The organism is Streptomyces sp. NPDC111744, assembly GCF_055634995.1.
Genome location: NZ_JBVKCG010000016.1, coordinates 79655 through 105312, shown reverse-complemented (window position 1 = coordinate 105312; position 25658 = coordinate 79655). Strand labels below are relative to the sequence as shown.

General features: G+C 70.9%; 18 protein-coding genes and 4 pseudogenes. 14 read left to right on the top strand and 8 right to left on the bottom strand.

The window, feature by feature from the left end; all coding sequences use genetic code 11:
• Positions 1-155 precede the first annotated feature (155 nt).
• Positions 156-1796, top strand: a complete 1641-nt coding sequence (locus ACZ7OO_RS30325; RefSeq protein WP_471509766.1) for a hypothetical protein — start codon at positions 156-158, stop codon at positions 1794-1796.
• A gap of 281 nt (positions 1797-2077) precedes the next feature.
• Here the strand turns inward: ACZ7OO_RS30325 and ACZ7OO_RS30320 are convergent, their stop codons facing one another.
• Complete coding sequence (locus ACZ7OO_RS30320; RefSeq protein WP_471509545.1) at positions 2078-2251, bottom strand: hypothetical protein; 174 nt, start codon at positions 2249-2251, stop codon at positions 2078-2080.
• 143 nt (positions 2252-2394) lie between these two features.
• Between ACZ7OO_RS30320 and ACZ7OO_RS30315 the strand changes: the two genes are divergently transcribed.
• The 4 genes from ACZ7OO_RS30315 to ACZ7OO_RS30300 all read left to right on the top strand — a co-directional run bounded on the left by ACZ7OO_RS30315 (position 2395) and on the right by ACZ7OO_RS30300 (position 12235).
• Entirely contained in the window at positions 2395-3231 is an 837-nt protein-coding gene (locus ACZ7OO_RS30315; RefSeq protein ID WP_471509543.1) for a COG4705 family protein, read from the top strand.
• Positions 3232-4510: 1279 nt separating this feature from the next.
• On the top strand, positions 4511-6727 hold the full coding sequence (locus tag ACZ7OO_RS30310) for a transglycosylase domain-containing protein (RefSeq protein ID WP_471509541.1): 2217 nt from the start codon (positions 4511-4513) through the stop codon (positions 6725-6727).
• A 459-nt stretch (positions 6728-7186) separates the two neighbouring features.
• Positions 7187-7933, top strand: a complete 747-nt coding sequence (locus ACZ7OO_RS30305; RefSeq protein ID WP_471509539.1) for a phosphotransferase family protein — start codon at positions 7187-7189, stop codon at positions 7931-7933.
• A 333-nt stretch (positions 7934-8266) separates the two neighbouring features.
• Entirely contained in the window at positions 8267-12235 is a 3969-nt protein-coding gene (locus ACZ7OO_RS30300) for a Pls/PosA family non-ribosomal peptide synthetase (protein WP_471509537.1), read from the top strand.
• A gap of 74 nt (positions 12236-12309) precedes the next feature.
• Here ACZ7OO_RS30300 and ACZ7OO_RS30295 read toward each other — a convergent pair whose 3' ends face one another.
• A complete protein-coding gene (locus tag ACZ7OO_RS30295) occupies positions 12310-12504 on the bottom strand; it encodes a hypothetical protein (protein WP_471509535.1) in 195 nt (64 codons plus the stop codon).
• 298 nt (positions 12505-12802) lie between these two features.
• On the opposite strand from ACZ7OO_RS30295, the gene ACZ7OO_RS30290 reads away from it, so the two are divergent.
• A complete protein-coding gene (locus ACZ7OO_RS30290; RefSeq protein ID WP_471509533.1) occupies positions 12803-13480 on the top strand; it encodes a response regulator transcription factor in 678 nt (225 codons plus the stop codon).
• 3 nt (positions 13481-13483) lie between these two features.
• Positions 13484-14860 (top strand): ATP-binding protein, encoded by a 1377-nt coding sequence (locus tag ACZ7OO_RS30285; RefSeq protein WP_471509531.1) that lies wholly within the window; start codon positions 13484-13486, stop codon positions 14858-14860.
• Between the two features lie 385 nt (positions 14861-15245).
• Here ACZ7OO_RS30285 and ACZ7OO_RS30280 read toward each other — a convergent pair whose 3' ends face one another.
• Both ACZ7OO_RS30280 and ACZ7OO_RS30275 read right to left on the bottom strand, forming a co-directional pair.
• Positions 15246-15509: a hypothetical protein gene (locus ACZ7OO_RS30280; RefSeq protein WP_471509529.1), complete on the bottom strand. Its 264-nt coding sequence runs from the start codon at positions 15507-15509 to the stop codon at positions 15246-15248.
• 557 nt (positions 15510-16066) lie between these two features.
• Positions 16067-16258: pseudogene (locus tag ACZ7OO_RS30275) on the bottom strand (CorA family divalent cation transporter); the annotation flags it as partial.
• Positions 16259-16459: 201 nt separating this feature from the next.
• Between ACZ7OO_RS30275 and ACZ7OO_RS30270 the strand changes: the two are divergent.
• From ACZ7OO_RS30270 to ACZ7OO_RS30250, 5 genes and pseudogenes are all read left to right on the top strand, one after another.
• Positions 16460-16801, top strand: a complete 342-nt coding sequence (locus tag ACZ7OO_RS30270; protein WP_471509527.1) for a hypothetical protein — start codon at positions 16460-16462, stop codon at positions 16799-16801.
• A gap of 114 nt (positions 16802-16915) precedes the next feature.
• Positions 16916-17161, top strand: a pseudogene (locus ACZ7OO_RS30265) (transposase); the annotation flags it as partial.
• Between the two features lie 26 nt (positions 17162-17187).
• On the top strand, positions 17188-17523 hold the full coding sequence (locus tag ACZ7OO_RS30260; protein ID WP_471509779.1) for a transposase: 336 nt from the start codon (positions 17188-17190) through the stop codon (positions 17521-17523).
• 15 nt (positions 17524-17538) lie between these two features.
• A pseudogene (locus ACZ7OO_RS30255) lies at positions 17539-17709 on the top strand (transposase); the annotation flags it as partial.
• Positions 17710-17762: 53 nt separating this feature from the next.
• The gene (locus ACZ7OO_RS30250) at positions 17763-18074 is read left to right on the top strand and encodes a cupin domain-containing protein (protein ID WP_471509526.1); all 312 of its coding nucleotides are present in this window, start codon (positions 17763-17765) and stop codon (positions 18072-18074) included.
• 394 nt (positions 18075-18468) lie between these two features.
• Here the strand turns inward: ACZ7OO_RS30250 and ACZ7OO_RS30245 are convergent, their stop codons facing one another.
• The gene (locus ACZ7OO_RS30245; protein ID WP_471509524.1) at positions 18469-19650 is read right to left on the bottom strand and encodes a magnesium and cobalt transport protein CorA; all 1182 of its coding nucleotides are present in this window, start codon (positions 19648-19650) and stop codon (positions 18469-18471) included.
• A 182-nt stretch (positions 19651-19832) separates the two neighbouring features.
• On the opposite strand from ACZ7OO_RS30245, the gene ACZ7OO_RS30240 reads away from it, so the two are divergent.
• On the top strand, positions 19833-20936 hold the full coding sequence (locus ACZ7OO_RS30240) for a winged helix DNA-binding domain-containing protein (protein WP_471509522.1): 1104 nt from the start codon (positions 19833-19835) through the stop codon (positions 20934-20936).
• Positions 20937-20940: 4 nt separating this feature from the next.
• On the opposite strand, the pseudogene ACZ7OO_RS30235 reads toward ACZ7OO_RS30240, so the two are convergent.
• Positions 20941-21132, bottom strand: a pseudogene (locus ACZ7OO_RS30235) (LysE family translocator); the annotation flags it as partial.
• Between the two features lie 356 nt (positions 21133-21488).
• Here ACZ7OO_RS30235 and ACZ7OO_RS30230 point away from each other — a divergent pair.
• Positions 21489-21671: a tautomerase family protein gene (locus ACZ7OO_RS30230; RefSeq protein ID WP_471509520.1), complete on the top strand. Its 183-nt coding sequence runs from the start codon at positions 21489-21491 to the stop codon at positions 21669-21671.
• A gap of 100 nt (positions 21672-21771) precedes the next feature.
• Here ACZ7OO_RS30230 and ACZ7OO_RS30225 read toward each other — a convergent pair whose 3' ends face one another.
• Complete coding sequence (locus ACZ7OO_RS30225) at positions 21772-22563, bottom strand: S1 family peptidase (RefSeq protein ID WP_471509518.1); 792 nt, start codon at positions 22561-22563, stop codon at positions 21772-21774.
• Positions 22564-22765: 202 nt separating this feature from the next.
• The gene (locus ACZ7OO_RS30220; RefSeq protein ID WP_471509516.1) at positions 22766-25573 is read right to left on the bottom strand and encodes a helix-turn-helix transcriptional regulator; all 2808 of its coding nucleotides are present in this window, start codon (positions 25571-25573) and stop codon (positions 22766-22768) included.
• Between the last annotated feature and the right edge of the window lie 85 nt (positions 25574-25658).

Here is a 25658-nt window from a genome sequence, read left to right as displayed (position 1 = left end):
CGAGGCAGAGGAGGCAGTCCTTGGCTGACAGCCATCGTGGCGGAACGCGCGTCGAGATCCGTGGTCGTACTGCGACGCACCTGGTGGCACCGCCCCCGACCCGGGCCTCAGCCCTCGGTGTCTCGGACGCCGGGCCCCAGCAATGGCACCGGGGTATGACCCTGGTGGCCACGATCAGCCTGTTCATCGGCACGCGTGCGGCCTGGACCACCGCGATGGCGTCGAGCCCGCCGATCGCCGCGGTCATCTCCGTCTGCTACGCCTCGATCCTCGTCTGCGCCGTTCTCAGCCTTCTCGTACGCTCCCGCCGGGCACTGATCCGGGTCGACGCGGCCGTACTGGTCACCGCCGTCGCCCTGGTGACCTGTGGCTACCTGCTCAACCACGCCGGCAGCGACGAAGGCGTGCTGACCGCCCAGGCCGCGAGCCAGATATTGCACGGGCATCCGGTCTACGGCCAGCCGTGGCCATGGTTGTTCGCCACACACGGCGTCGGGATCACCAAGACCATGTCCGGCGGTGCCGACTACACGTACGGCTATCCGCCGCTGACCGCCCTGCTGGCCGCACCGGTGCATGCCGTCGTCCACTCGACAGCAGCCGCCACCCTGGTCCCCACCGTCGCGCTCCTCGCCTCCTCGCTTCTGCTGTGGTTCCTGCTTCCGGCGCCCTGGCGGTCCGCGGCCACGGCCGTCTGCCTCGGTTTCGGCTTCCTGCCCCACTACGCCTACTCCGGCTACCCGGCCATCACGGCCCTCGCCCTGCTCATCCCCGTTGTGGTCCGCTGGCCCAGCACGGGCGAGGGCGGCCACCTCGGGCCAGGGGGCATACTGCGGGCGGCCTGCCTTGGCGCCGCCTGCGCCGCCCAGCAACTCGCCTGGTTCCTCGCCCCGTTCCTCCTGATCGGCCTGTACGCCGTCCGGCGCGGCGAACTCGGCCCCCGGCGCGCCCTGGCGGTCACCGCCCGCTACACGGCCACAGCCGCCCTCACCTGGTCCGCAGCCAACGCGTACTTCGCCGTCCAGGACTTCTCGGCCTGGTTGAACGGAATCCTGCTCCCCCTGGAGCAGAAGGCGATCCTGCACGGTCAGGGCGTGATGGGTATCTCCTACTACTTCACCGACGGCAGCAGCCGCCTCGACTACTACTCCTACGGCAGCCAACTGCTTCTGCTCGGCCTGCTCGCGGCCACGCTGCTGTTCGTCCGACGGCTGGGCCCGGCCCTCACCGTCCTGCCGTGGATCGCGTTCTACCTGGCCACGCGTTCCCAGGACGGCTACTTCCTGATGATGACCCCGCTGTGGCTGGCGGCCGCCGCCACCGTCCCGGCCACCGCGTTCGCCACCGCCTGGCAGCCACGCCTGCCCCGCCTCACCGGCCGGCGCGCCAAGGCCGTCGTCGCGGCCGGGTTGCTCGCCCCCGCCCTCGCGTGTGTCGTGACAGCCGCCGCGAGCCCGCCGCCACTGCGCATGAGCCTTGCGCCGCACTTCGCCAAGCGCGGTTCACGTGTCGGTGTCACCACCATTGACGTCCGGGCAGTCAACACCACTGGTACGGCACTCGAGCCGCACTTCGCGAGCCGTACCGGCCAGGGCGCCTCCAACTGGTGGACCATCGCCTCGGGTCCCACCGTGCTGGCCCCGCACGCCTTCGCGGACTATCGAGTGAAGCCCGCGGGGGGTTTCCGCGCGATGCCCGCCGGCCACGGGCCGGGGAGCTATCTCATCGCCGTCACCGGCACGCCGATGACGATCACCTCCGCCCACATCCCGGTCGCCACTTCCGCCGTCCGGTAAGAGGGGCGCCAGGCGGGTCACGCCTTTGGTGACCTGCTGGTTCGGCAACTGCTGACGTGGAGTGGTGGTGGTTTCCAGCCGACCCGCGTACCGGTGGACATGACACTGCACGGACGTCGAAGAGGCGTGGGCCGGCTGCCGGTGATCGCGGCGACCGTGTCACGTGCGCGTGCGAAGTCGTCGTAGGTGGCGCGCGAGCCGCACCCTCGTGGGCTGGCCGCCGTCGCCCTTGCCTGTTCACGCGGTGGCGCCTGCCACGAGGGCCATCGTCACGACGAGGATCATCGCGGTGACCAGGCCGCCGCCGTCGTCGGTATCGGGCGAGGTGTGCAGCAGGAACGGGACGGGTGGGGGATGACCAGCAGCGGGATCGCCAGGTGCAGTGCGAGCCCCGCGAGCAGTGCGCTCGTGCGGCGCAGCACGCGGCCCAGTTCAAGGCGGTTCTCTTCCGTCACGTGGGGCAGGGGTGGGACAGAGGGCCGCGAGATGGAAATGGGCTGTGTGTGTGGCGCCATGGTGCCCGTGCGGGGTGGGCGGGGTGGGTCAAGTGCGCCGCAGTCAGGATGCGTTCAGGTGCCCGGTGGCATGGTCGGGCAGTGTGATCTATGAAGCGTCTGAGAGCCAAGTGGTTCCAGAGGCCGGTCAGGCCCCCAATTCTCAGGGCCGACTGCGTTGGAGCAAGGTGCCTGAGGTCACCATTTACTTCTGGATCATCAAGGTGCTGTGTACAACGGTCGGCGAGACCGCAGCGGACCTGCTCAACGAGAAGGCGGGTCTCGGGCTGGCCGGTGTGTCGGTGCTGATGAGTGCCCTGCTGGCCGTAGTTCTGGTGGTCCAGTTCCGATCCAGCGCCTACCGGCCGGGCTTGTACTGGCCGGCGGTGGCGCTGGTCAGCGTCGTCGGCACGCTGATCAGCGACAACCTCACCGACAACATGGGCGTGCCGCTGGAGACGAGCACCACGGTGTTCGCGATGCTCCTCGCGATCGTTTTCGTCGTCTGGTACCGGCGCGAGCGGATCCTGTCCATCCACCACATCGACACCACCAGTCGCGAGTCCTTGTACTGGTCGGCGGTCCTGTCCACCTTCGCCCTGGGCACCGCGGCCGGTGATCTGGTGTCCGAGCGTATTGGCCTCGGCTACTGGCTGTCCGCCGTCCTCTTCGCGGTGGTCATCGCGGCGGTGGCCATCGCGCACTTCGCGCTGGACCTGGAGGCCGTGTGGAGTTTCTGGATCGCCTATGTCCTGACCCGCCCGCTGGGCGCCTCGATCGGTGACTACCTCTCCCAGCCCACTGGCGACGGCGGCCTGAGCCTGGGCGCGGTCGTGACCAGCGCTCTGTTCCTGGCGGTCATCCTCGGACTCGTCAGCTACCTCTCCGTCACCCGCAGGGATGTTGCCGAACCGGAGCACGCGTCGGGACACACGGCCTGAGCCACGAGCCAGGCCGGTAGTTCCTCCCATCGGTTCCGGCCGCGCTCGACTGCGGGTCTGTCCATCCCACGCCGCCCTCCTCGCCCACCAAACACGCCCGGCCTATTCACCGACCGCGCAGTGGGGCGAGTGATACACACGGTGGCAGTCAGGATGTGTTCAGGTTCCTGCTGGCACAGTCGGGCACCATGACCGATGAGACGTCTGATATTCCGGTGGTTCGAGAGACGGGCAGACACCGGCGAGACCAGGAGCGAGCAGGCGGACAAGCGGCCGAGGCGGCTCACACCACTTCTCCGGCACTGGATGGGTAAGTGCCGGGAGAGTCTCTGAATTCCGGGAAGTTTCCAGAATTCCGGCTGATTTCGCCGGTCGGTGTTCGAATTGGCTCCACGAATTCTTCGGGCGGGCCAGGGGAATGGGGGGCTCCCGGCCGACCGGTATGGGTGCGCTCTGGCCTGAGAAGCCGAACGCTTCCAAGGCGGTTGGTGCTCGCATGCCGGCGACCGCGGTACAGAGTCTTTCCACCTCGGCGATTTCCAGTAGCGGCATCAACACCTTCCCGACGCCTCCCTGCGGGGCGGAGCGGGCACAGAGGGTTCTCGCGCGGGCCGGGGGGAGCGAAAGCGGAGGTATTCCGGGGACGCGGACCCTGTCACGGGTGACACCCCTGGTGGCGCGGCAAGGAGCTCAACACCCTCCTCACCTCCCTCGGCTAGCCAACCACCGTGACGGACTGCCCCGACGCATCCCCTGCGCCGGGGCAGCCGACACTCCGAACCGGCCGGTATTCCGCACCGCACGCGGCACACGGATCGCCAACAGCCGCGGCCGTCGGCACCGGAAGCCGCACAGGTCTGACACCGGGCTACGGCTCGTTCTTGGGTGGGCGGTTGCATGCCTTTTGCGAGTGCGACTTACTCTTACAACTTGTAGGAGCTACCGGGGAGGGCGTCAGCGTGTCCCGGTCAGGCCCCCATGGGGCACCCTGCGGGCGGTCTCGCGGCGATGGCGGGGCCGTTTCCTTGGCTGAGGAGTGGCGACAATGAGCGAACACCGGCGTCGATCGTCGGGCAGGGCCATACCGTCCGGCTCGGACGGTATGGCGGGTGGCGGCCGGGCCGCGGCACGCAGGGCTGCCCAGGCCCGGGGCGGGGGCGCCCGCCGCGCGGGAGGCACGCGACGTGCGGACACCGGACGTCCGGGTCGGCGCGGCCTGATCGACTACCCGAGGGCGGGCAGACGTGGCCTGAGGCGATGGCTGCCTTCATGGAAGCTGGTGTCCGGCACCTTCCTGCTGTTCGTCGGCGGCTTGCTGGGCCTGTTCGGCTATGCCTACGCGACGACGACCATCCCCGGCGCGAACCCCAGTACGCAAGCCCAGAGCAACACCTACTACTGGTCGGACGGCTCGGTGATGGCCACCCAGGGGGCGACCAACCGGCAGAACGTCGATCTCGCCCAGGTCCCGAAACTGGTGCAGTGGGACTTCCTCGCCGCGGAGAACGCCACCTTCTACTCCGATCCGGGCGTCGACACGCAGGGCATGCTCCGCGCCGTCTACCACATGGCCACGGGCGGTGAGGTGCAGTCGGGGTCCACCATCACCCAGCAGTTCGTGAAGAACACCTACCTCAGCCAGGACCAGTCGGTCACCCGCAAGCTCAAGGAGATCATGATCTCCCTGAAGATCGGCGGGCAGATGTCCAAGCAGCAGATACTGCAGGGCTACCTCAACACCTGCTACTACGGCCGGGACGCCTACGGGATCGAAGCCGCGGCCCGTGCCTACTACCACGTGCATGCCTTCCAGCTGACCGTCAGCCAGGGCGCCTTCATCGCCGCCACCGTCAACGAGCCGAGCCTGCTGATGCACGCCGACACCGATCCGCACGCCAAGGCCCAGGCCGAGGCACGCTGGAAGTACGTGCTGGACCGGATGGCCAAGATCCACGAGATCACCGACGCCCAGGAGCAGCGCTACCTGGCGTCAGGGTTCCCCACGCCCAAGCCGTACACGCCGTCGGCGGGAATGTCAGGGCAGACCGGTTACCTGGTGCAGACCGCGAAGAACTACGTCGAAGCCCACACGTCCGTCTCGGACCAGCAAATGGGCCGTGGCGGTTACCAGATCTACACCACCTTCGACAAGAAGAAGGTCGACGCCCTGTCGACGTCCGTCGCGGCGATGGAGCGGAAGCACCTTGACCCGCGGCAACGCTCGGCCGACAAGGACGTCCAGGTCGGCGCGGCATCGATCGATCCGTCCACCGGCGCGATCGTGGCGATGTACGGCGGGGCCGGCTGGGACAAGGGTCACTGGACGAACAACGCGGACGCGACCGGTGTGCCGGTCGGCTCCACCTTCAAACCCGTCGACCTGGCCGCCGCTCTCGACCACGGCGCCGTCCTCTCCCCTGGGCAGCCGCCCGCACCGATCACCCCGGACTCGAAGTTCAACGGTGACGACGGCATCACCATCAGGAACCAGCAAGGCCGGGAGCTGCCGGACTCGAACGACCCCACGGGGCTCCTGCACCAGCGCAACGACGTGTCCACGAAGTGGGGTTACATCACTTTGCGCAAGGCGATGGAGCAGTCGGTCAACACTCCCTACGTCCAGCTCGGCGAGTATGTCGGCTACGACAACGTGGAGGCTGAGGCCCTGAAAGCGGGGCTCCCGCGCACGAGCCTGCAGTACGACACCCCGGGCTTCTACATCGGTACTTCCACACCGTCGGCGATCCGTATGGCGGACGCGTACGCCACTTTCGACGACGGCGGGGTCCAGCACGAGCCGTACTCGGTGACCAAGGTCGTCGCCGAGGGCCGGCAGTTGCCCGGCTTCGGCAAACCCAAGGGCACCACGGCCATGTCCGCCTCTACCGCCGACACCGTCACCGACGTCCTGCGAGACGTCGTCAAGAACGGCACCGGTACCAACGCCCAGGCCCTGGGTCGCCCGGCGGCCGGCAAGACCGGTACCACCGACGACTACAAGTCCGCCTGGTTCATCGGCTACACCCCGCAGCTGACCACGGCTGTGAGCATGTTCAAGGAGAACCCGAAGAACGCCGGCCTCCAGTCGATGCAGGGTGTCGGTGGCTACGCCAAGGTCTTCGGCGCCGACATGCCCACCGAGGTGTGGACCGGCTACATGACCGCCGCCCTTCAGGGACAACCCGTCCAGCAGTTCCCGCCCGCACCCCAACTGGGCCAGAGCACGGACGAATACGGCGCACCCTCGCCCACACCCTCCGCCACCGCATCCCAGAGCACGCCCACGGTCACCCCGACCGCACCGGCCAGCCCGACCCCCACCACCGCACCGTGCAGCGGGCATGGGAAGCACTGCGTCAGCCCAAGTCCGACCGATACCGCCGGTACCACCGCCGGTACCGGCGGCGGACTGCTCGGCGGCACAACCGGCGGTAACACTTCACCCTCACCGGCGACCAGCTCACCGGCCCCGACCGGCACCCGTGGAGGTCCTTGAGCCGCGTCACGGCGGCCCGTGGGTTGCCCAACCTGTCGGCGTGCCGCAGCGGGGGGTGGGTCCTCGGCACCTGGGCAGGTGTCCGCCACCAGGCGACGCCCACGGGCTGCAGGAACAGGTGACCCACCTCCCGAACCTGAGGATGCCCCCGCACCTCGAACAGCACGTCGCCACCATGGCCCGGCGGCTGCACCGGGACAACCGTTGCAACCGCACCGCCGACGGCGTCGAGCGCGTGACGGGCACCCCCGCCCAGTCCGTCGAGACGTTCGTAACCGCCCGAAAAGACCTCTACCTTGGGCGAACCGCCCCGGCCCCTGCGGCGTCTGCCGGGGCATGGTCGCTGTCGGCTGCAGCACGTACCGCCGGGATGGGGGCGGCGAGCGCGATGTGGCCACGTGTAATCGCACGGGACAAACCCGGCGACGTCGGCGATCGTCCCCGGGATACTGGTCGCCCATGGATGAGGTCGAAGTCGTCGTTGCCCATTCCGAGCGCGCGACCCTGCGCGTCGGCGACGTGTTCCTGAAGGTGGACGCCGATCAGGCGCGCATCGACGTCGAGGTCGAGGCGATGGCCCTCGCGCCGGTCCCGACCCCGGAGGTCCTGTGGCGCAACCATCCCGTGCTCGCGATCGCCGCCGTCCCGGGGACGGTGCTCGGCCGTCTCGGTGAGCCGTCGACCGCGTCGTCGGCGGCGTGGGCCGCGGCGGGTGCCGCCATCCGGCAGGTGCACGAGGCGCCGCTGCCGCCCTGGCCCGGCCGGCGCCGCCGGGGGCCCGACGAGTTGGCGGCGGAACTCGACGGCGAGTGCGAGTTGCTGGTGACGAACGGCATCCTGCCCGCCGACCTGGTCACCCGCAACCGCCAGGTCGCCGAGGCCGCGATCCGGCCGTGGACTCCGGTGTTCACGCACGGCGACCTGCAGATCGAGCACGTCTTTGTCGACGACGGCGAGGTCACCGGCATCATCGACTGGTCCGAGGCGGCCCGGGGTGATGCCCTGTTCGACCTCGCGACCTTGACGCTCGGACACGAGGAGCACCTCGACGACGTCATCGCCGGTTATGGCACCGACGTCGACCTCGACGTGATCCGCGCGTGGTGGTCGTTGCGAAGCCTGCTGGGGGTTCGCTGGCTGGTCGAGCACGGCTTCGACCCGTCCGCGCCGGGCTGTGAGGTCGACGTGCTGAGATCCCGGATGTGAGGCTGCGCCACCCCCACTGAGTGGTGTGCGTCGCGAAATCGCAGGTCACAGGTCTGGTGTGAGTGACGATTCGGGTACTCGTGCCGGTCGGCGGCTGATGACCATGGCCCAGATCATCGGGCATGTCCGGTTCCGGCGGTCTGCCGGGTTCGGCTGGGCCCGTGACCGACCCCCGCCCGAGCTAGTCCCTGGCCCACAGTGGCCCGCCGCCGACCACCTCGCGCCCGGCCGGTCTGTTCTCAGCGTCCTCTCAGCGGCTGCCTCCCAGGCTGGAGGCGTCACCCGGGACGACGACCGAGAACAACGCGACCCACGCAGACAAGGGGGAGCCCCATGGCCGCCCATACCGCAGCCCCGCCGGTCGCCCCGCCCGGGCCGAGCGGCACCGGGCCGGAACCCGCCCGGCTGCACCAGTTCTTCGAAGCAACCCGGGACCGTACCCCGCGAGCCGTCGCCCTGGAATGCGGGTCTGTCCGCCTGACCTACGCCAACCTCGACGCCCGCGCCGACCAGGTGGCCCGGCGACTGCGTGGACTCGGCATCGGCCCGGGCAGCCGCGTGGCGCTGCTGCTGCCCCGGTCCGTCGAGATGTACGCGGCGCTGCTCGGCGTGTGCAAGGCCGGCGCCGCCTTCGTCCCGATCGATCCGGCCGCCCCGCCCGACCGGATCGACTTCATCGTGCGCGACGCCCGAGCCGCCGTTCTGCTGACGACATCGGCCCTGGCCACGGCCGCGCATCCGCCGTGCCTCGTGGTCGAGGTCGACGGCCGCGCCGAAGCACCCGTCGAGCCGCGCCAGCGTCTCATGCCCGCGCCCGACGGCACCGAGGACGACCCCCTCGCCTACGTCATGTACACCTCGGGATCAAGCGGCCGGCCCAAGGGCGTGGAGATCACCCAGTCCAGCATCTGCAACTTCCTGCGCGTCGTGACCCCGCTCTACGGCATCCGGCCGCAGGACCGCGTCTACCAGGGCATGACGATCTCCTTCGACTTCTCGATCGAGGAGATCTGGCCGACCTGGTCGGCGGGCGCCACGCTCGTCGCCGGACCGACCGGCGCCGCACGCCTCGGCGACGGACTCGCCGACTTCCTCCAGGAGCGCGCAGTCACCGTGCTCTACTGCGTGCCGACGCTGCTGGCCACCATCCCGCGCGATCTGCCCGGGGTCCGCAGCGTCCTGGTGGGTGGCGAGGCCTGCCCGGCCCGGCTGGTCGAGCGCTGGAGCACACCGGGCCGGCGCATGCTCAACACCTACGGTCCGACCGAGGCCACCGTCACCGCGACCTGGCAGGAACTGCGGCCGGGGCGTCCCGTGACCATCGGCCGCCCGCTGCCCACGTACTCGGCGGTTCTCCTCGACGAGCGGCGCCGCCCGGTGCCGTACGGCGCGGTCGGCGAGATCTGCCTCGGCGGTCCCGGCCTCGCCCGCGGGTACGTCAATCGGCCTGACCTGACCGCCGACCGGTTCATCGAGTCACCCCGGGGCGGCCGCCTCTACCGCACCGGGGACCTCGGCCGGATGACCGACGAAGGCGAGATCGAGTACCTCGGCCGGGCCGACGCCGAGGTGAAGATCCGCGGCTACCGGGTGTCGCTGGACGAGATCGACAACGTACTGCTGGAGGACCCGGAGGTGGCCCAGGCGGTCACCGCACTCGCGGCCGACGTACTCGCCGCCTTCGTCGTGCGCACCCGCGACGGTACGACCGCCGACGACGAACTCACCGCCCGGCTCCACGAGCGCCTTCGCCGTTCACTGCCCGCCTACATGGTGCCGGCCCATCTGGACTTCCTCGACCGGCTCCCGGTGATGCCCAGCGGCAAGGCCGACCGCGCCCGGCTTCCCGCCCCGACCGGCCGCTGGCTCGCCGCGGCCGGACCGGTGGTGCTCCCACGCGGCGCGACGGAGACGCGCGTGCGGGACGCCTGGGCCCAGGTGCTCGGCATTGGCACCGGCGAACTGTCCGCGCAGGCCGACTTCTTCACCGACCTCGGCGGGCACTCCCTGCTCGCCGCCCGGGCCGTGTCCCTGCTGCGCGGCCACGACGGTGCCGCCGGCCCTACCCTGCGCGACCTCTACGAGCACCCCACCGTCCGTACCTTCGCCAGACACCTGGACGCACCGGCCGCCCAGGCCCCGCCCCGGCCGGCCCCGCTCCGCCACGGCTCCGCCCGCGTCGCCCGCGCCGGCCTCGCCCAGGCCGCCGTGCTGTACGTCCTGCTTCTCCTGCTCACCTGCCCGGCGGCCGTCGCCTACTCCGCACACTGCAGCAGCGCCTGGGCGTCCCTCGTCGTAACGGCCGGCTACCTCGCCGTACGCTGGCTTGCCCCGGTGGCCCTGGCCCGCCCCCTGGCTGCGGGCATCCGGCCCGGCCGTCATCCCCTGTGGGGCGCCACCTATCTGCGGCTGTGGATCCTGGACGTCCTCCTCTTCAACATCGGCCCGCTGCGTCTCTTCAGCGGCTCCCCGCTGATCGGCCCCTACCTGCGCCTCCTCGGTGCGCGCATCGGCCCCCGCGCCACCATCAACACCGGCCTCGTGGGCCTGCCGACCTTGCTGCGCGTCGACGCCGACGCGGCGATCGGCTACGGCGTCACACTGCGCCCCTGGCAGGTCGCCGACGGCTGGGTCACTGTCGCCCCCATCACGGTCGGCCAGGGGGCGTACGTGGGTGCGGGCGCCGTGCTCGAACCCGGCGCCCGCCTGGGCCCCCGCTCCGGGCTCGGCGAGCAGTCCGTCATCGGCCCCGAGGAGCCGGTGCCCGCCGGAGCGCGCCGCGCCGGTTCACCCGCCCGCCCGATCGACGCCCTGTCCCCGGCCGTCGAGACCATGTTGGGCGCCCAGGGCGCCCCGGACCGTTGGCGGCCCCGGCACTTCGCCGCCGCGGTGCTCGGCCTGGTCCTGCTGGAAGCGGCCGTGATCGCGACAGTACTGCCGAGCGCTGCCCTGCTCCGGTGGGCCTGGCTGCACGGGGGAGCGGCGGGGGGAGCGGCGGCCGCCGCCCTGTCCGGCCCGGTGTTCGTGTGCTCGGTCTGCGTGGTCGTCGCCCTCGGCAAGCGCCTGGTCATGCCCAGGGCGCCCCAGGGCATCCACCCGGCCCGTTCGGCGGCCGGGGTGCGCAAGTGGGTCGCGGACAAGCTGCTGGAGCAGAGCCTCACCCTCACCAATTCCCTCTACGCGACGCTCTACACGGTGCCCTGGCTGCGGCTGCTCGGAGCGCGGGCCGGGCGCGGCGCCGAGGTCTCGACGGCCGCGCACCTCGACCCGGACCTGCTCACCCTGGGCGAGGGCAGCTTCGTCGCCGACATGGCGAGTGTCGGTGCCGCCCGTTTCGCCGGCGACCGCATGTCCTTCGCCCGGACCGAGGTCGGCAGCCGCGCGTTCGTGGGCAACGCGGCCCTGGTCCCGGCCGGCACCCGGCTGGGCGCGAACTCCCTGATCGGCGTGGCCACTGTCCCGCCACCGGGCCAGGTACCCGACGCGAGCACCTGGCTCGGCTCGCCCGCGCTGCGGCTGCCGGTACGCCAGAGCAGCGCGCACTACCCGGAGGAACTCACCTTCCGGCCCACCCGCAAGGCCGTGGCCGTCCGCCTGGTCATCGAGTTCTTCAGGGCCACCGTGCCCGCCGTGGTGCTTGCGGTCGGCGCCTGCCTGTACATCCTGGCCCTGTCCGGCCTCTCCCGGCACAGCACGATGACCGTGGCCGTGCTGGTGTCACCGCTGCTCGCGGCAGGGGCCGCGTTCGCAGTCGTCGTGTCCTGCGCGCTCGCCAAGCGCCTGGTCGTCGGCACCTACCGGCCGCGGGTCGAGCCGCTGTGGAGCCTTTTCGTGCGGCGCACGGAGTTCGTCACCGGCCTCTTCGAGGCGGCCGTGGTTCCGGCCTGCGCCGGCCTCCTGGCCGGCACCCCTCTTCTGCCGCCGGTGCTCCGTCTGTTCGGTGCCCGGATAGGCCGGCGCACCTGGATCGGCACCACCTTCCTCACCGAGTTCGACCTCGTGGAGGTGGGCGACGACTCGGCCGTCGGCATGAATGTCTCGCTGCAGACCCACCTCTTCGAGGACCGCGTGATGAAGATGTCCACGGTGACCGTCGGACCCGGCGCGAGCATCGGCACCCGCTCCGTCGTCCTGTACGACGCCGTGGTCGGCGCCGACGTCAGGCTCGGGGCGCTGTCCCTGGTGATGAAGGGCGAGCGGCTGACCCCGGGCACCAGCTGGCAGGGCCTGCCCGCCGAACGGCCCAGGGCCGCCGTATGCCGGACGGAGACACCCACGACGACCACGACGAGTACCGCATGAACGACGGCGTACAACGACGTCACACGAGGTCGGCCCACGCTCCCGAAGAGCATGGGCCGGCCGTCCCTTCCGATTCAGCCGAACGGCCGATCGGCGACGCGCGAGGTGCGCACCAGGCGCTCCCGCTCGTCGATGTCCCGCTCGCGCCCTTCGCCGGTCCGCCTGTCGTCCCGGCGGACGTCGTCGCGGCGCCGGTCGCGTGCCTCGTCGTCGCGCCCGCGGTCCCGGGTGTCCTCCCGGTCGCGACGCTCGTCACTGGGGTTCCTCATCGTTTCTCTCCTCCTCGGTCCGCCCTTTGATGGACGACTCCAGACTGCGACCGGGGCGCTGAGAGGAGGCTGAGACGGCACCGGTTCCTCAGCGTCCTCTCAGCTTGGTGTTCAGGGCGGCCAGGGTGCGGTCGGCCGGCCCGCTGGCGGGTCCGTGCCAGTCGCAGGACTGCTCGAACGCGCCTACCGGCTCCGCATGAACACCGCCCGTCCCACGGATAAGCCCAGACCGAGGCTGCAACACCCGGCTCAGAGAACGCCGGTTACGGTCCGGGGCTACGGTGGAGGTGAGGTTGCCATGCGGATGCTGATCATCGAGGACGAGCGCGGACTGGCGGAGGCGATTGCCGACGGGCTCGTGGCGGACGGCTTCGTCGCCGATGTCGCCCTGGACGGCCCGGAGGGCCTGTGGCGGGCACTGCACGAGTCGTACGACGTCATCGTGCTGGACATCATGCTGCCCGGCATGTCCGGCTACGGGGTCCTCAGGCGGCTGCGGGCGGCCAGGGTGTGGACCCCGGTGCTGATGCTCACGGCGAAGGACGGGGAGTACGACGAGGCGGACGCCCTCGACCTCGGCGCCGACGACTACCTCAGCAAGCCCTTCTCATACGTCGTGCTCGTCGCGCACCTCCGTGCGCTGATGCGGCGCGGAGCGCCCGCCCGGCCCGCCGTGCTCGCCGCCGACGACCTCACCCTGGACCCGGCCCGCCGGCACTGCCGCCGCGGCGAGCACGACATCGATCTCACCGCACGGGAGTTCACGCTCCTCGAATACCTCCTCAGACACAGCGACGAGGTGATCAGCAAGACGGACATCCTCACCCACGTCTGGGACGAGAACTTCGACGGCGACACCAACATCGTCGAGGTCTACGTCGGATATCTGCGGCGCAAGATCGACGCCCCGTTCGACCGCCGGACCATCGAGACCGTGCGCGGCGCCGGGTACCGGCTGCGCGGCGGCGCGAGGTGAGGGATGTCCGCCGGCGTCCGCTCGTGGTGGGCTCACCGCTCCCTGCGGCTGCGCCTGACCGCGGCCGCCGCCCTGGTGATCACGGCCGGGCTGGTCGGTGCCGCCGTCCTGCTCGTCGTCTGGCTGCACGCCAGCCTCATCAGCGGACTCGACCAGACCGCCCTGCAACGCGCCCAGGTCGTCGCCGCCGATGTCGACAGCGACCGTTTCTCCCCCGACCTGCCCCTCACCGACCACGGCGAGGTCGCCGTACAGGTCGTCGACGGGAGCGGAGCGGTCCGCTCCACCTCTGCCAACCTCCGGGGAAAACCCCGGGTGTTCACCTTCACGGCGAGTACGTCAGCCACCCCTCGCGCCCACACGGTCCAGGACATCCCGGTCGGAGAGAGCGGCACCTGGCGTGCCGTCGCCGTCCCGGCCGGCACCTCCCGCCACCCCATGACCGTGTACGTGGCGCTGCCCACCGAGAGCGTCGACCACGGGCTCGCCCAGCTCACCGCCGGCCTGGCCGCCGCCGTCCCGACCGTCGTCGCGCTGCTCACCACAGTGGCGTGGCTGCTCACCGGCCGCGCGTTGCGCCCCGTGGATGCGATGCGCGCCCAGACCGCCGAGATCACCACCTGCGACCTCAGCCGCCGCCTGGACGTGCCGCCCGCCGACGATGCCCTGGGCCGGCTCGCCCGGACCCTCAATGACCTGCTCACCCGTCTGGACACCGCCACCCGGCGGCAGCACAAGTTCGTCGCGGACGCCGCCCACGAGCTGCGCAGCCCACTCAGCACCCTGCGCACCCGTCTCGAAGTCGCCGTCCGGCACCCCGAGTCGGCCGACGCACGGGCCCTCGCGCCCGGTCTGCTGAAGGAGACCGAACGGCTCTCCCGGCTCGTCGACGACCTGGTCCGGCTCGCCCGCCTGGACGCCCGGCCCCGGTTCAGCCGCCACCCCGTCGACCTCGACGAGATCGTCTACGCAGAGGTCCGCGAGGCCCGCCGCCGCACCCCGCTCGTCATCGACCAGCACGACGTCGGGGCGGCCCGTCTGTACGGCGACGGGGATGCCCTGGCCCGGGTCGTGCGCAACCTCCTGGACAACGCGCTGCGTCATGCCACAACCCGCATCGCCGTCGGCCTGCGGGTCGCCGACGACACGGCCCGGCTGGTCGTCGCCGACGACGGTCCAGGGATCCCCGAGGCCGACCGGCAGCGCGTGTTCGGCCGCTTCACCCGCCTCGATGACGCCCGCGCCCGGGACACCGGGGGCAGCGGGCTGGGCCTCGCCATCGTGCGTGACATCGTCACCGCCCACCACGGCACCGTTCACATCGAGGACAACAGTCCGGGCGCTCGGCTGGTCGTCGAGCTCCCGGCCGCGGAAGCCTAGTCCACATCCTGCCACCGACCTCCGGGCTCACGGGGGCGGCCGGTTCGCCGGCCGATGCCGGCGGAGTGCGGGCGGACGAAGCGAGCTGCCTGCCGACGTGGATAAGCGCGGCACTCTCAGTCAAGCCACCGGTACAGCTCCGTCTGGGCTGGCTCGGCCAACGGGGTCGGTCCCGCTCACCAGTCTGCTCCTACCGCCAGCCTGGCTCACTTGACTCGGTGTCGGGTTGCCTGCCTGACTCCTTCTCCCGGCCAACCACCCGCGCGGGAACGCCCGGTGCCCGCCCCGGACCTCTCACGGGACGGGCTAGAGCTGCGTACGGCTGTCTCGTTACCAGCGCGAACTCCCGTGTGCGACTTCAACGGTCGTGCGCGCGGGGCGTGGGTCAGCCGGTCTGCCGGAGGGGGTGCAGGGCGCCGGTGAGGGTGCCTTCTTGCTGTTCGTAGTGGGAGAGAGCGAGGCCGAGGCCGATGAAGGTGGGTGCCCATTCACCGACGAAGATGCCCCATCGGTCTGCGCGCTCGACGCCGGCCTGTTCGGCTTTGAGGCTGGTCACCCAGGAGGCGAAACTGAGGCCGACGGAAGCCAGGCCAGCCATATAGGCGTGTTCGCTGCGGATGCCCATGTCGTGGAGTTTCTTGATCACCATGGGGTGGTCTCCATCCTGTGGGAGTCTTATATGTGGAGTAACCAACACTTCGCCCCATTAACCCCATATGGATGCATTAGATGTATGGCGTTCGCGGCTTCCGCGTCGGGTTGCCTGCCCGACTCCGTCTCCGGTCCAACCCCCACGGCACGGGAATGGCGTTGCGGGTTCGGGACGCGATCGGCCGGCGCTACCGCATCGCTGCAGTGGTCGCGCGACCCCCACCATCACCCTCGACTTCTGCGCGCACTTCATGCCCGAGCCGGCGGGAAGGGGCGCGATGCCATCGACGCACTGCTCAACCGAAGCACCAGGGTCGTGACGGCCGGGTAGTGGGCACGCTACTTGGACGCGCAGTGAGGTCACCCTCCGTGATGTTCGGCGTTCGCCCTGATGCCCCAAGGTTCAGCAACACCGTTGGCCCGCGGCAGGGAGAACCGGCCGAAGCGGAGTGCATCTCATTCTCCCCAGATTCTCCCCAGCGGCCTTGGGCGGGCCTGCTGGCGACTGCCTCGGCTCTCGCGAGGCCCTGGCGTAGGCCCTCGGCGGCCGGTTACTCAGAGCCAGTCCCTGCGCTTGAAGATGAAGTACAAACTGGCGCATACGACTGCCATTAGGACGATCGCGAAGGGGTATCCGAGCACCCAGTGCAACTCCGGCATCTCCCTGAAGTTCATGCCGTGGATCGTCCCCGCCAGCGTCGGCGCGAACAGAATGGCCGCCCACGACGAGATCTTCTTGAAGTTGTCTACCGAGACGCCCTGACCTGCGGCGATGCGTTCAGCACCGACTCCGACCTGCCTGGATAACTCTTTCAGGCTCTTTCAGGATCGTGCCGCGTTACTCAGCCCATTCTCCCCACGCGCTCCGCACGGCGGCTCGTACTCCCCGGATTCTCCCCGGGAGGGTTGCCGGATGGTGATCCGCTGGACCGGCTTCCCCACGCCTCCGTGCCGATCGGGGATTCGAAGTCCGATGCTCCGGACTCCGCGGCGTCGGCTTCCGGAGCATCGGTTTCCGGTGCGGCGACCACGGAGACGCCGACCGTCAAGGCGGCCGGCGCCACGGCGGTGACCGGTGCCGTCGGGGCCGTGGCCGCCGACCCCGCGCCCGGTCGGGCGGTCGCCGTCGCGACCACGATCTACGGCGCCACCGAGCAGATCCCGCAGATCCGGCAGATCCCGGCCGGTGCCCGGCTGACCGCCCGGCTGCGGGGTCGGGCGGGCGCCGCATACGGGATGCCGGTTCCACGGTCATCCAGGCTGCGCGGGATCTGCATCTGTCCTGGCTGACCGTGATGGAAGCCTTCCGCACGCAGGCCCGCGACGTCGCCGAGGTACCTCTGCCGCAGGTCGCAGTCCTGGGCATCGACGAGACCCGGCGCGGACGGCCCCGCTGGGAGCGGGATGGATACCGGCAAGTGGCGCCTGACCCGGGGCCGGTGGCATACCGGCTTCGTCGACGCCCTCGGTCACGGCGGGCTGCTCGGACAGGTCGAGGGCCGCACCGTCGCCGACGTCCTGGTCTGGCTCGCCACCACCGACCTGGACTGGAGAAGGGGCATCGGCTACGTCGCCATCGACATGTCGGCCACCTGCTGTGCCGCGATCCGTATCGGCCTGCCGCACGCCACTGTCGTGGTCGACCACTTCCACGTGGTCCGGCCAAGATGCTGTCCATGGTCAGGCGCCGCACCACCGCCGAGACCCGCGGCCGGCGCGGACGGGCGAGCGACCCGGGGTGGAAGGCCAGACGGCGGCTTCTGCTGGGCCGCGAGGACCTCACCGACGACCAGTTCGCCACGATGTGGAACACGCTCCTGGGCGAGGGGAAGATCGGGCAGACGCTGCTGACGGCCTGGATGGCCAAGGAGAACCGGCGCACCCTCCTCGCCCTGGCCCGCACCGGAGCCGACCGCCACCAAGTCGGCTACCCCCGCTGGAAGTTCCTCATCTGGTGCGCGGACTGCGACATCCCTGAAGTCCGCCGGCTCGCCACCGCCGTCGACCGCTGATGGCCCGAGGTCGTCTCGTTCATCGACACCGGACACAGCAACGCCAAGAGCGAAGGGATCAACCGCGTGATCAAGATCGTCGCCCGCAGCGCGTTCGGCTTCCGCAACGCTGACAACCAGCGGCTGCGGACACGTTGCGTCACCACCCGCCGAGCCCGCGGACACCTCCGCACCGCTCAACTTTGAAGACCCGGTAAATCGGCTCTGTCCGGGATCTTGTGACGCTCCACGGCTTCCTCGTGGACCACGTTCCAGGGGCGCCACTCCGTCCGGTTCTTCCGACAGCGCCATGGGCATCGCCGTCCTGGCCGTGGAGACCAGACAGCGGCACCGCCCGCTACCGCCGGGGCGACAAGCTGGAGAACGTCGTTGAAGCAGGCCCCGGCGATTTCGTCTTCATCGCGGCCCACGTCGTCCACCAGGAGATCAACGCCTTCCCGGAGTTCGAGACGGTCTGGGCCGTAGTCCGCTACGGCGTCGACCCGATCGTCGTCAACCTCCCCGAACACGCGGCTGCCGGCGAAAGCCCTTCGGGGAACAGGGAGAGGTGACGATGTCAGCCGTCGCTTTCGGGATTCATGGTCCATTGCACGCTGAAGCGCATGGCCATGATCCGGAGCAGGTCTTCCTGGACGAGGTCGTCGCGGAGGAGCTCGGCCCGCTGGGCGCGAGCACGGTCAGGGACTCGTTTTAGGGGCCGATGAGGTCCGCGGCCGCCTCGGCGCGAGCGCCGGCATCTTGTGCACCTCGCTCCCCGTGCCCTGGCGCCTCGCCGCCCTGCTGACACCGGCGAAGAGGGGAGTCAGGCGGGTTCGTTGTGCCGGGCTGAAGGAGAGAGAGCGCCATTCGATTCTCCCCAGGGGCTGCCCGGAGCCCGTCGCGGCCCAAATTGTGGGGAGGTGCGAGAGCACACAGCGGAAGCTCCGCGTGAGTGAGTGCTCAACCCTAGAGCCAGTCCCGCCGCTTGAAAATCACGTACAAACTGGCACATACAACCCCCATCAAGCCGATCGCGAAGGGGTATCCGAACCCCCAGTGCAGCTCGGGCATCTCCCTGAAGTTCATGCCGTAAATAGTCCCGACGAGCGTCGGAGCAAACAGAATCGCTGCCCAGCTCGAGATCTTCTTGATCTCCTCGTTCTGTTCGAAGCCCGCCTCCGCCAACGCCCGCATCTCCGCGTTCTGTTGCTGGGTGACCAGGGTCGCGTTGACCGTGAGGATCTCTGTGAGGGCCTGGCGGAAGCCGTCCACGCGTTCGCTGATGTGGGTGACATGGTCGGCGACGTCGCGGAGGTAGCGCTGGAGTTCCTCGTCCGTCTCGTACTTGGCGAAGCCGGCGATCAGGCTGTGCAGCATGCCGACCAGGGGGCGGGTGGCGCGCTGGAACTCGACCATCTCGCGGGAGAGTTCGTAGATACGGCGGGAGACTTCCGGGTCGCCGCGGAAGACCTCCGTCTCGATCTCGTCGATGTCGTTCTGGACGCCCTCGACGACCGGGGCGTAGCCGTCGACCACCGCGTCGAGTATGGCGTAGAGGACTGCCTCCGGGCCGAGTTTCAGCAGGTCGGGGCTGTCCTCCATACGGCGGCGGACCGCCGAGAGGTCCGGTGCCGCGCCATGCCGGACCGTGATCACGAAGTCCGGGCCCACGAAGACGTGCAGTTCGGCGAAGTCGACCTCCTCCGGCGCGTCCAGATAGCGGGCGGCGCGCAGGACCACGAAGAGCGTGTCGCCGTACCGCTCCAGTTTCGGGCGCTGGTGTGCCTCCATCGCGTCCTCGACAGCGAGCGGGTGCAGGTCGAACTCGGCGGCCAGGGAGAGGAGTTCGTCGGAGGTGGGGCGGGCAAGGCCGATCCACGCCATGCCCGAGGGCTGGTCGCGCAGTTCGCGGTACGTCTCCGCGAGGGTCGCGGGCGTCGAGACGCGCACTCCGTCGCGGTACAGCGCCGCCTCGACGACGCTCGGCGACTCGCCCGGCTCCGCGGCCGACGCGGACTCCGGCTGCGGCAGTTCGGCCGTGTCCCGCTCCGGCGGCAGGGCGCGGCGCCAGACGGACCTTCTGGTGCTCCGGCCGTTCCTGCCGTTCCCGGTGTTCTTCGAGACCGGGCTGGGGCGTCGCTCGGACATCGCGGCCGCCTCTCGGTGGAGCCTGCATCGGCGTGATCTGTGTGATCGTAGTGGTCGGGCATGATCAGTGGGTCTCGGAGCAGGATATACGGGGCATACGGGCACGGCGGAGGGAATCAAGGACGGGATTCGGTGAGAGATGCGGACAGGATCTGTCCGCGACGGACGTTAGCGTGCGCGATATGGCGAACACGTCACCCGGCCCGATCCTCGGCCCCCGCGCCCTCAACCGCGCCACCCTCGACCGTCAGCTGCTGCTGCGCCGCTCACCCCGGTCGGTGAAGGACGCCGTGGCGCATCTCGTCGGCCTCCAGGCGCAGAACGTGAAGCCGCCGTACTACGCCCTCGCCGCCCGCCTCGACGGTTTCGCGCCCGAGCAGCTCTCGCGGCTGATGGCCGATCGGGAGGTCGTCCGTATCGTCACCCTGCGGTCGACCATCCACACCCACACCGCCGAGGACGCCCGGACCCTGCGCCCGCTCGTCCAGCCCGCCCGGGACCGGGAGCTGACCGCCTTCCGCAAGGGCCTGGCCGGCGTCGACCTCGGCCGGCTCGCCGCACTCGTCCGCGACCTGGTCGAGGCCGAGCCGCGCACCCTGGCCGAACTGCGCCAAACCCTCCTCGCCGAGTGGCCCGACGCCGACGCGCAGTCCCTGGCCGTCGCCGCCCGCTGCACCCTGCCCCTCGTCCAGGTCCCCCCGCGCGGCCTGTGGGAACGGTCCGGGCAGGTCGCCCTCACCACCGCCGAGCACTGGCTGGGCCGCCCGGCCGTACCGGCCCCCGCGCCGGACCACACCGTGCTGCGCTATCTCGCCGCCTTCGGCCCGGCCTCCGTCAAGGACATGCAGACCTGGGCCGGGCTGACCCGGCTGCGCACGGTCTTCGAACGGCTCCGGTCCCGCCTCCTCACCTTCCGGGACGACAACGGCGTCGAACTCTTCGACCTGCCCGACGCACCCCGCCCCGACCCCGAGGCCCCCGCCCCGCCCCGCTTCCTCCCCGAGTACGACAACCTCCTCCTCTCCCATGCCGACCGCACCCGTGTCGTCCCGCCCGAGCACCGGGGCCGCCTCTGGCAGGGCAACCAGCCCCACCGCACGCTGCTCGTCGACGGCTTCCTGGCGGGTGTGTGGAAGCCGGTGGACGACGTCCTGGTCATCGAGCCCTTCGGGAGGCTGAGCCGGGACCGGCGGGCCGCCGTCCTGGCAGAGGGCGAGCGGATGCTGGCCACCCTGTTCCCCGGGACGTCGTACGACATCCGGTTCGGAACCGTCGTAGGTCAGTGACCTCTCAGTCCGCCCGGCCGGTCACGGCCACCGTCACACCCAGCCCGATCATCGTGACGCCCGCGCCACCGATGAGCGACAGGCGGCGGTCGGAACCTGCGAACCAGGTGCGGGCCGCCGACGCCGTCAGGCCCCACAGGATGTCCGTGACCAGGGCGATGGAGACCGGGACCAGGCCGAGCAGCAGCATCTGAAGCCTGCCGGGACGCCGGCTTCGAGCCGCTGCCCGGACCGTCGGCCGGCTCCCTCCAGGACACCCTCGCCGGCATCGGCACCGGCCTGCTGCGGACGGTCGTGTACGCGTCCCACGCGCGCGTGCTGCACACCCCGAGGGTGACGTACCGTTCCGGGCGCCCGGCGTGGCCCTGGCGACCGGCCTCGCCGTGTCCGCCGTCACCCCGCCCCCGCACCCCCCGCACCTGGACGCCCTGCTGCCGGCCTGCGACGATCACGAACGCTGATCGCCGCGGTCTGGATCTGCCTCTTGGTCACGGACGCGCCCTGCGATGGAGTGGACCACCGAACAGGAAGCACACCCGGAGGAGTTCACCGATGCCGGTCGTCGCCATCCAGCAGGGCCCCCGCGGCATCGAACTCAAGCGGGACCTCGTAAAGCGGGTCACCGACGCCTTCGTCGACGCCTACAAGATCCCCGCCGAGAGCGTGCAGGTGTGGAGCCACGAGGTCCCGGCGGACAGCTGGGGCGCGGCGGGCAGACTCACCGCCGACAAGTAGAGCCGGACCGGGACATGGATAGGGGGCGCTGCGGGCTGCTCGTGGTAGCCCGCAACGCCCCCCGGTCACTCACCTGAGGGAAACTCAGGAGACCTTCTGGTTACGAGTTGACCTGTGCGGTCACCAGGTTCGAGAAGGTGGTCAGCCGGGTGTAGACACCCGGGTAACCGGCCTCCGCGCACCCCTCTCCCCAGGAAGTGATCCCTGCCAGGACGCCCCCGATGAGCAGGGGACCGCCGCTGTCGCCCTGGCAGGTGTCTACGCCGCCGGAGGTGTATCCGGCGCAAACCATGTCGGTCTGGACGAAGTCCGAACCGTAGGAGCTCTTGCAGCTGGAGTCGGACACGATCGGGACGGTCGCGGTCCGCAGCTGGTTGGAGGAGCTGCCGTTCTCCGAGGTGGTGCCCCAGCCGAGGATGCGGGCCGTGGTGCCGGCCGCGTACAGGCTGGTCTGAGAGGAGCTGACGTACGACGCCGGGGTGTACGACATCGCGGTCGAGAGGGTCAGGACCGACACGTCGTCGCCGTTGGTGGCGTCCGTGTAGTCCGGGTTGATCCAGATCTTGCTGACCTTGCTGACCGTGCCGTTGGTGCCGTTGAGGTTCGTGCGACCGCCGACCACGCGGACGCCGCTGGCGGACTCGCCCTCCATACAGTGGGCGGCGGTCACCACCTTGGTGGCCGACACCAGGGTGCCGCCGCAGAACTGGCTGCCGGACGCGTCCGTGATCTGCATCATGAACGGGTACGCGGTGGTCGTGGTCGTCGTGCCGCCGACGATCGGCTGGGGGGCGGCTGACGCGGTGGGGGACGCGATCAGCGCGGTCGCCGCGGCGGCAGCGGTCGCCGCCAGGACGGCGGCGGTCTTTCTAGCGCGGTTGAGCCCGAACATGAGTCTCCTCAGTGGGGGTTGCCGGTGGGGGGTCGCGCGGGTGTGGGGGGTGCACGGGGGTCGCGGGACCGACCCCCGTATGCCCGGGCGAGCGGCACATCCATAAGCTAGGACGCGGAACCCCACCCTCCCAATGAGGGAACCCCCTAGGGGGATGGGGGAGGGAAAACCCTCGGTCCGCCTCAGTTAACCGGGAGCACTCTCACTTCGCGCGTCGCTCCGCCGCCAAACGGACTATGTCCACGCGCGATCGGATGCCCAGCTTGCGGTAGACCCGGGTGAGCGTCGCCTCCACCGTCTTGACGCTTATGAACAGGCGGGCGGCGATCTCCCGGTTGGTGGCGCCCTCCATGACCAGCGCGGCGACCTGACGCTCCATCGCGGCCAGCCCCTCCAGGGCGGCCGGCTCGGCCGGCGCCGCGACCGGCGGCTTGGGGTCCGGTGCCGAGACGGCCTCGTCCACCTGACGCAGCCACGGCAGCGCCCGGCACCGCCTGAACAGCCGGGTGGCCTCGTCGTAGGCCGTGGGGGAGCGCCGCTCGCGCAGCGAGGCCAGAGCGAACGCGGCCCGGGCCTCCTCCAGGCCGTAGCCCAGTTTGGCGAACCGGTCCTGAGCTGAGGTCAGCTGGGCGACGGCAGCCTCGTGTTCTCCGTGCGCCGCCCGGACGAGTGCCTCGGCCCGGTCGAGCACGGCGAGAACACTTTCCCGGCCGAGCCTGAGCGCATGCGCCCGGGTGACGTCGATGACGTCCTGTGCCTCGGCCGTCTCACCCACCCGGACCAGTGCCTCGGCGAGGTCGCCCTGCCAGCGGCCGCGCGCCGGGTCGGTGATGCCGAGGCTCTGCTCCAGTTCCCGCACCCGGCGCAGCGAGCGCACGGTGCCCGCCGGGTCGCCGGCCACCAACTGGGCGTACCCGAGGGCGCCCAGGGCCCGGGACAGGTACATGGTGTCGCCGTCCTGCTCGGCGTGCTCCACGGCCTCCCGGGCCAGGGCGAGGCCCCGGTCCACGTCACCGCCGGAGGCCTCGGCCAGCGAGGTGAGCATCGCGGACGCGGTCTCGCCGATCCCGCTGTCGTGGGCGAGGTGCAGGCCCTCCCGGGCCAGGTCGAGCGCCCGGCCGCAGTGCCCGGAGCGCAGCTCGGTCTCGGCGAGGCCACGCAGGAAGTGCACCTCGCTCTCCACCTGGCCGCGCCGGCGCACCTCGCGCAGCAGCGCCGTGACCGTGGCCCGGGCCTCGGCCAGCTTGTCGCCCATCACCAGCCAGCGGAACCGGGCGCTGCCGGCCCCGTTGTGATGGCACGACACGTTCGGGTCCTGGGGCTCCTTCAGGGCACGCTTGATGGTGGCGGGCGCGGCCGGATGGCCCATCAGGGTCTCGACCTGGGCCTGCAGGGACAGCGCGAGCAGCTCGGTGCGCCGGTCCTCGCCGCGCGCCGCGAGACCGGCGGAGTGCGCGGCCGCCCGCCGGGCCTCGGTGAAGTCGCCCTCCACGATCAGCGCCCGCCAGGCCAGCTGGTAGTGGACCAGGCCGAGCAGCCGAGGGTCGTCGCCGGCGTCGGCGAGGGCGTGCGGGAAGGCCGCGTCGACCTCGGTCATGGTGTGCCCGGCGGAGTCGATCACCAGGATCCAGGCGCGCACCCGGTCGGCGGGCCGGGTGGCACGGGTGAGCACCTCACGGGCGATGTCCTGGGCGAGGTCGACCTCGCCGGCGCTGATCGCGTCCTCGGCGGCCAGCAGCCGGCGCTCGTCCGGGCCGGGTCTGTTGTCACCGGGGGTGTGCCGGGCGGCGAGCAGGCCGAGCTGTGCGGCCACCGAGGGTGCGCCCCGGTCCCGGGCCTGGGTGGCGGCCTCGGCGAGCCGGGCGGCCACCTCCGGGTCCGTGCCGGTGGTGGCCAGGGCCAGATGCCGGGCCCGTTCGATCGGGTCCGAAGCGGCCGTCGACAGGGCCGCGTGTGCGGCCCTGCGCTCCTGCGCGGGTGCCTCCGCGTAGAGCGCGGCGGAGATGAGGGGGTGGGCGAAGCGTACGGCCGGGGCCTCCGGCTCGGTGGCCAGGAGCCCGAGTTCGGCCGCCTGGGCGCACTCGGCCTCGGCGTTCCCCCGGCCGGCCGCGTGCAGCAGGGCGTGGGTGGGCCGGGCGCCTGCGCTGGCCACCAGGAGGGTGCGGCGGGCCTCGACGGAGAGCATGTCCAGACGGGTGAGGACCAGGGCGCGCAGCGAGGTCGGCACCGGCAGCGGCTCGCCGGGCCGGGGCGGGGTCGGGTTCTCGGCGAGGGCGCGGCCGAGCTCCAGGGCGAACAGCGGGTTGCCGCCGCTGGTGCGGTGTATCTCCCGGACCGCGGCCCGGGTCAGCGCGGCGTGGCCGCGGTGGTCGAGGAGGTCGGAGACCTGCTTGCGGGTGAGCGGGCCGAGGCGGAGGGCGACGGTGTCCGGGGGTGACGCGCGTAGGTGACGGTCGTACTCCCGGCCCTCCGTGCGGACCGCGCAGAGCAGTTGGACCGGGGTGCCGCCGAGACGGCGGGCGGCGAAGCCGAGGAGTTCGGCGCTGGCCGGATCCAGCCACTGGAGGTCGTCGGCGACGATCAGTACGGGGCCCTCGGCGGCCAGTGCGCGCAGCGCTGAAAGGACCGCGAGGCGCAGGGCGAGGCCGTCGCGCTGGAGGGTGGACTCGCCGCGGCCGGTGAGTGCCGACTCCAGGGCGGTGCGCTGGGCGCCGGGGAGCCGGGGCGCGACCTCGTCGAGTACCAGCCCGAAGAGGTCGGCGAGTGCGAGGAAGGGAAGATGGGATTCGGACTCGGTGGCCGAGCAGCGCAACACCGTGCGGGCGGTGCCGGCGTATTCGGCGTCCAATGCCCGCAGGACGGTCGATTTCCCAATTCCGGCGGGCCCGTGCAGGAGGACGCTGCCGCCCGAGGCGAGCTGTTCACGGGCGGCCGTGAACAGCTCTGCCCGGCCGATGACCAGGTCGGGGCGGCATCTGGCAGGCTCCTGGAAGTCCCGTCGCACGGTCACCGCTCCCCTCGTGTGTCGTGTTCGGGCCAAATTCTAGGCAACGAAGCCGGGAAACCGGCCGAACGGCATGGTGAGGGAAATAACA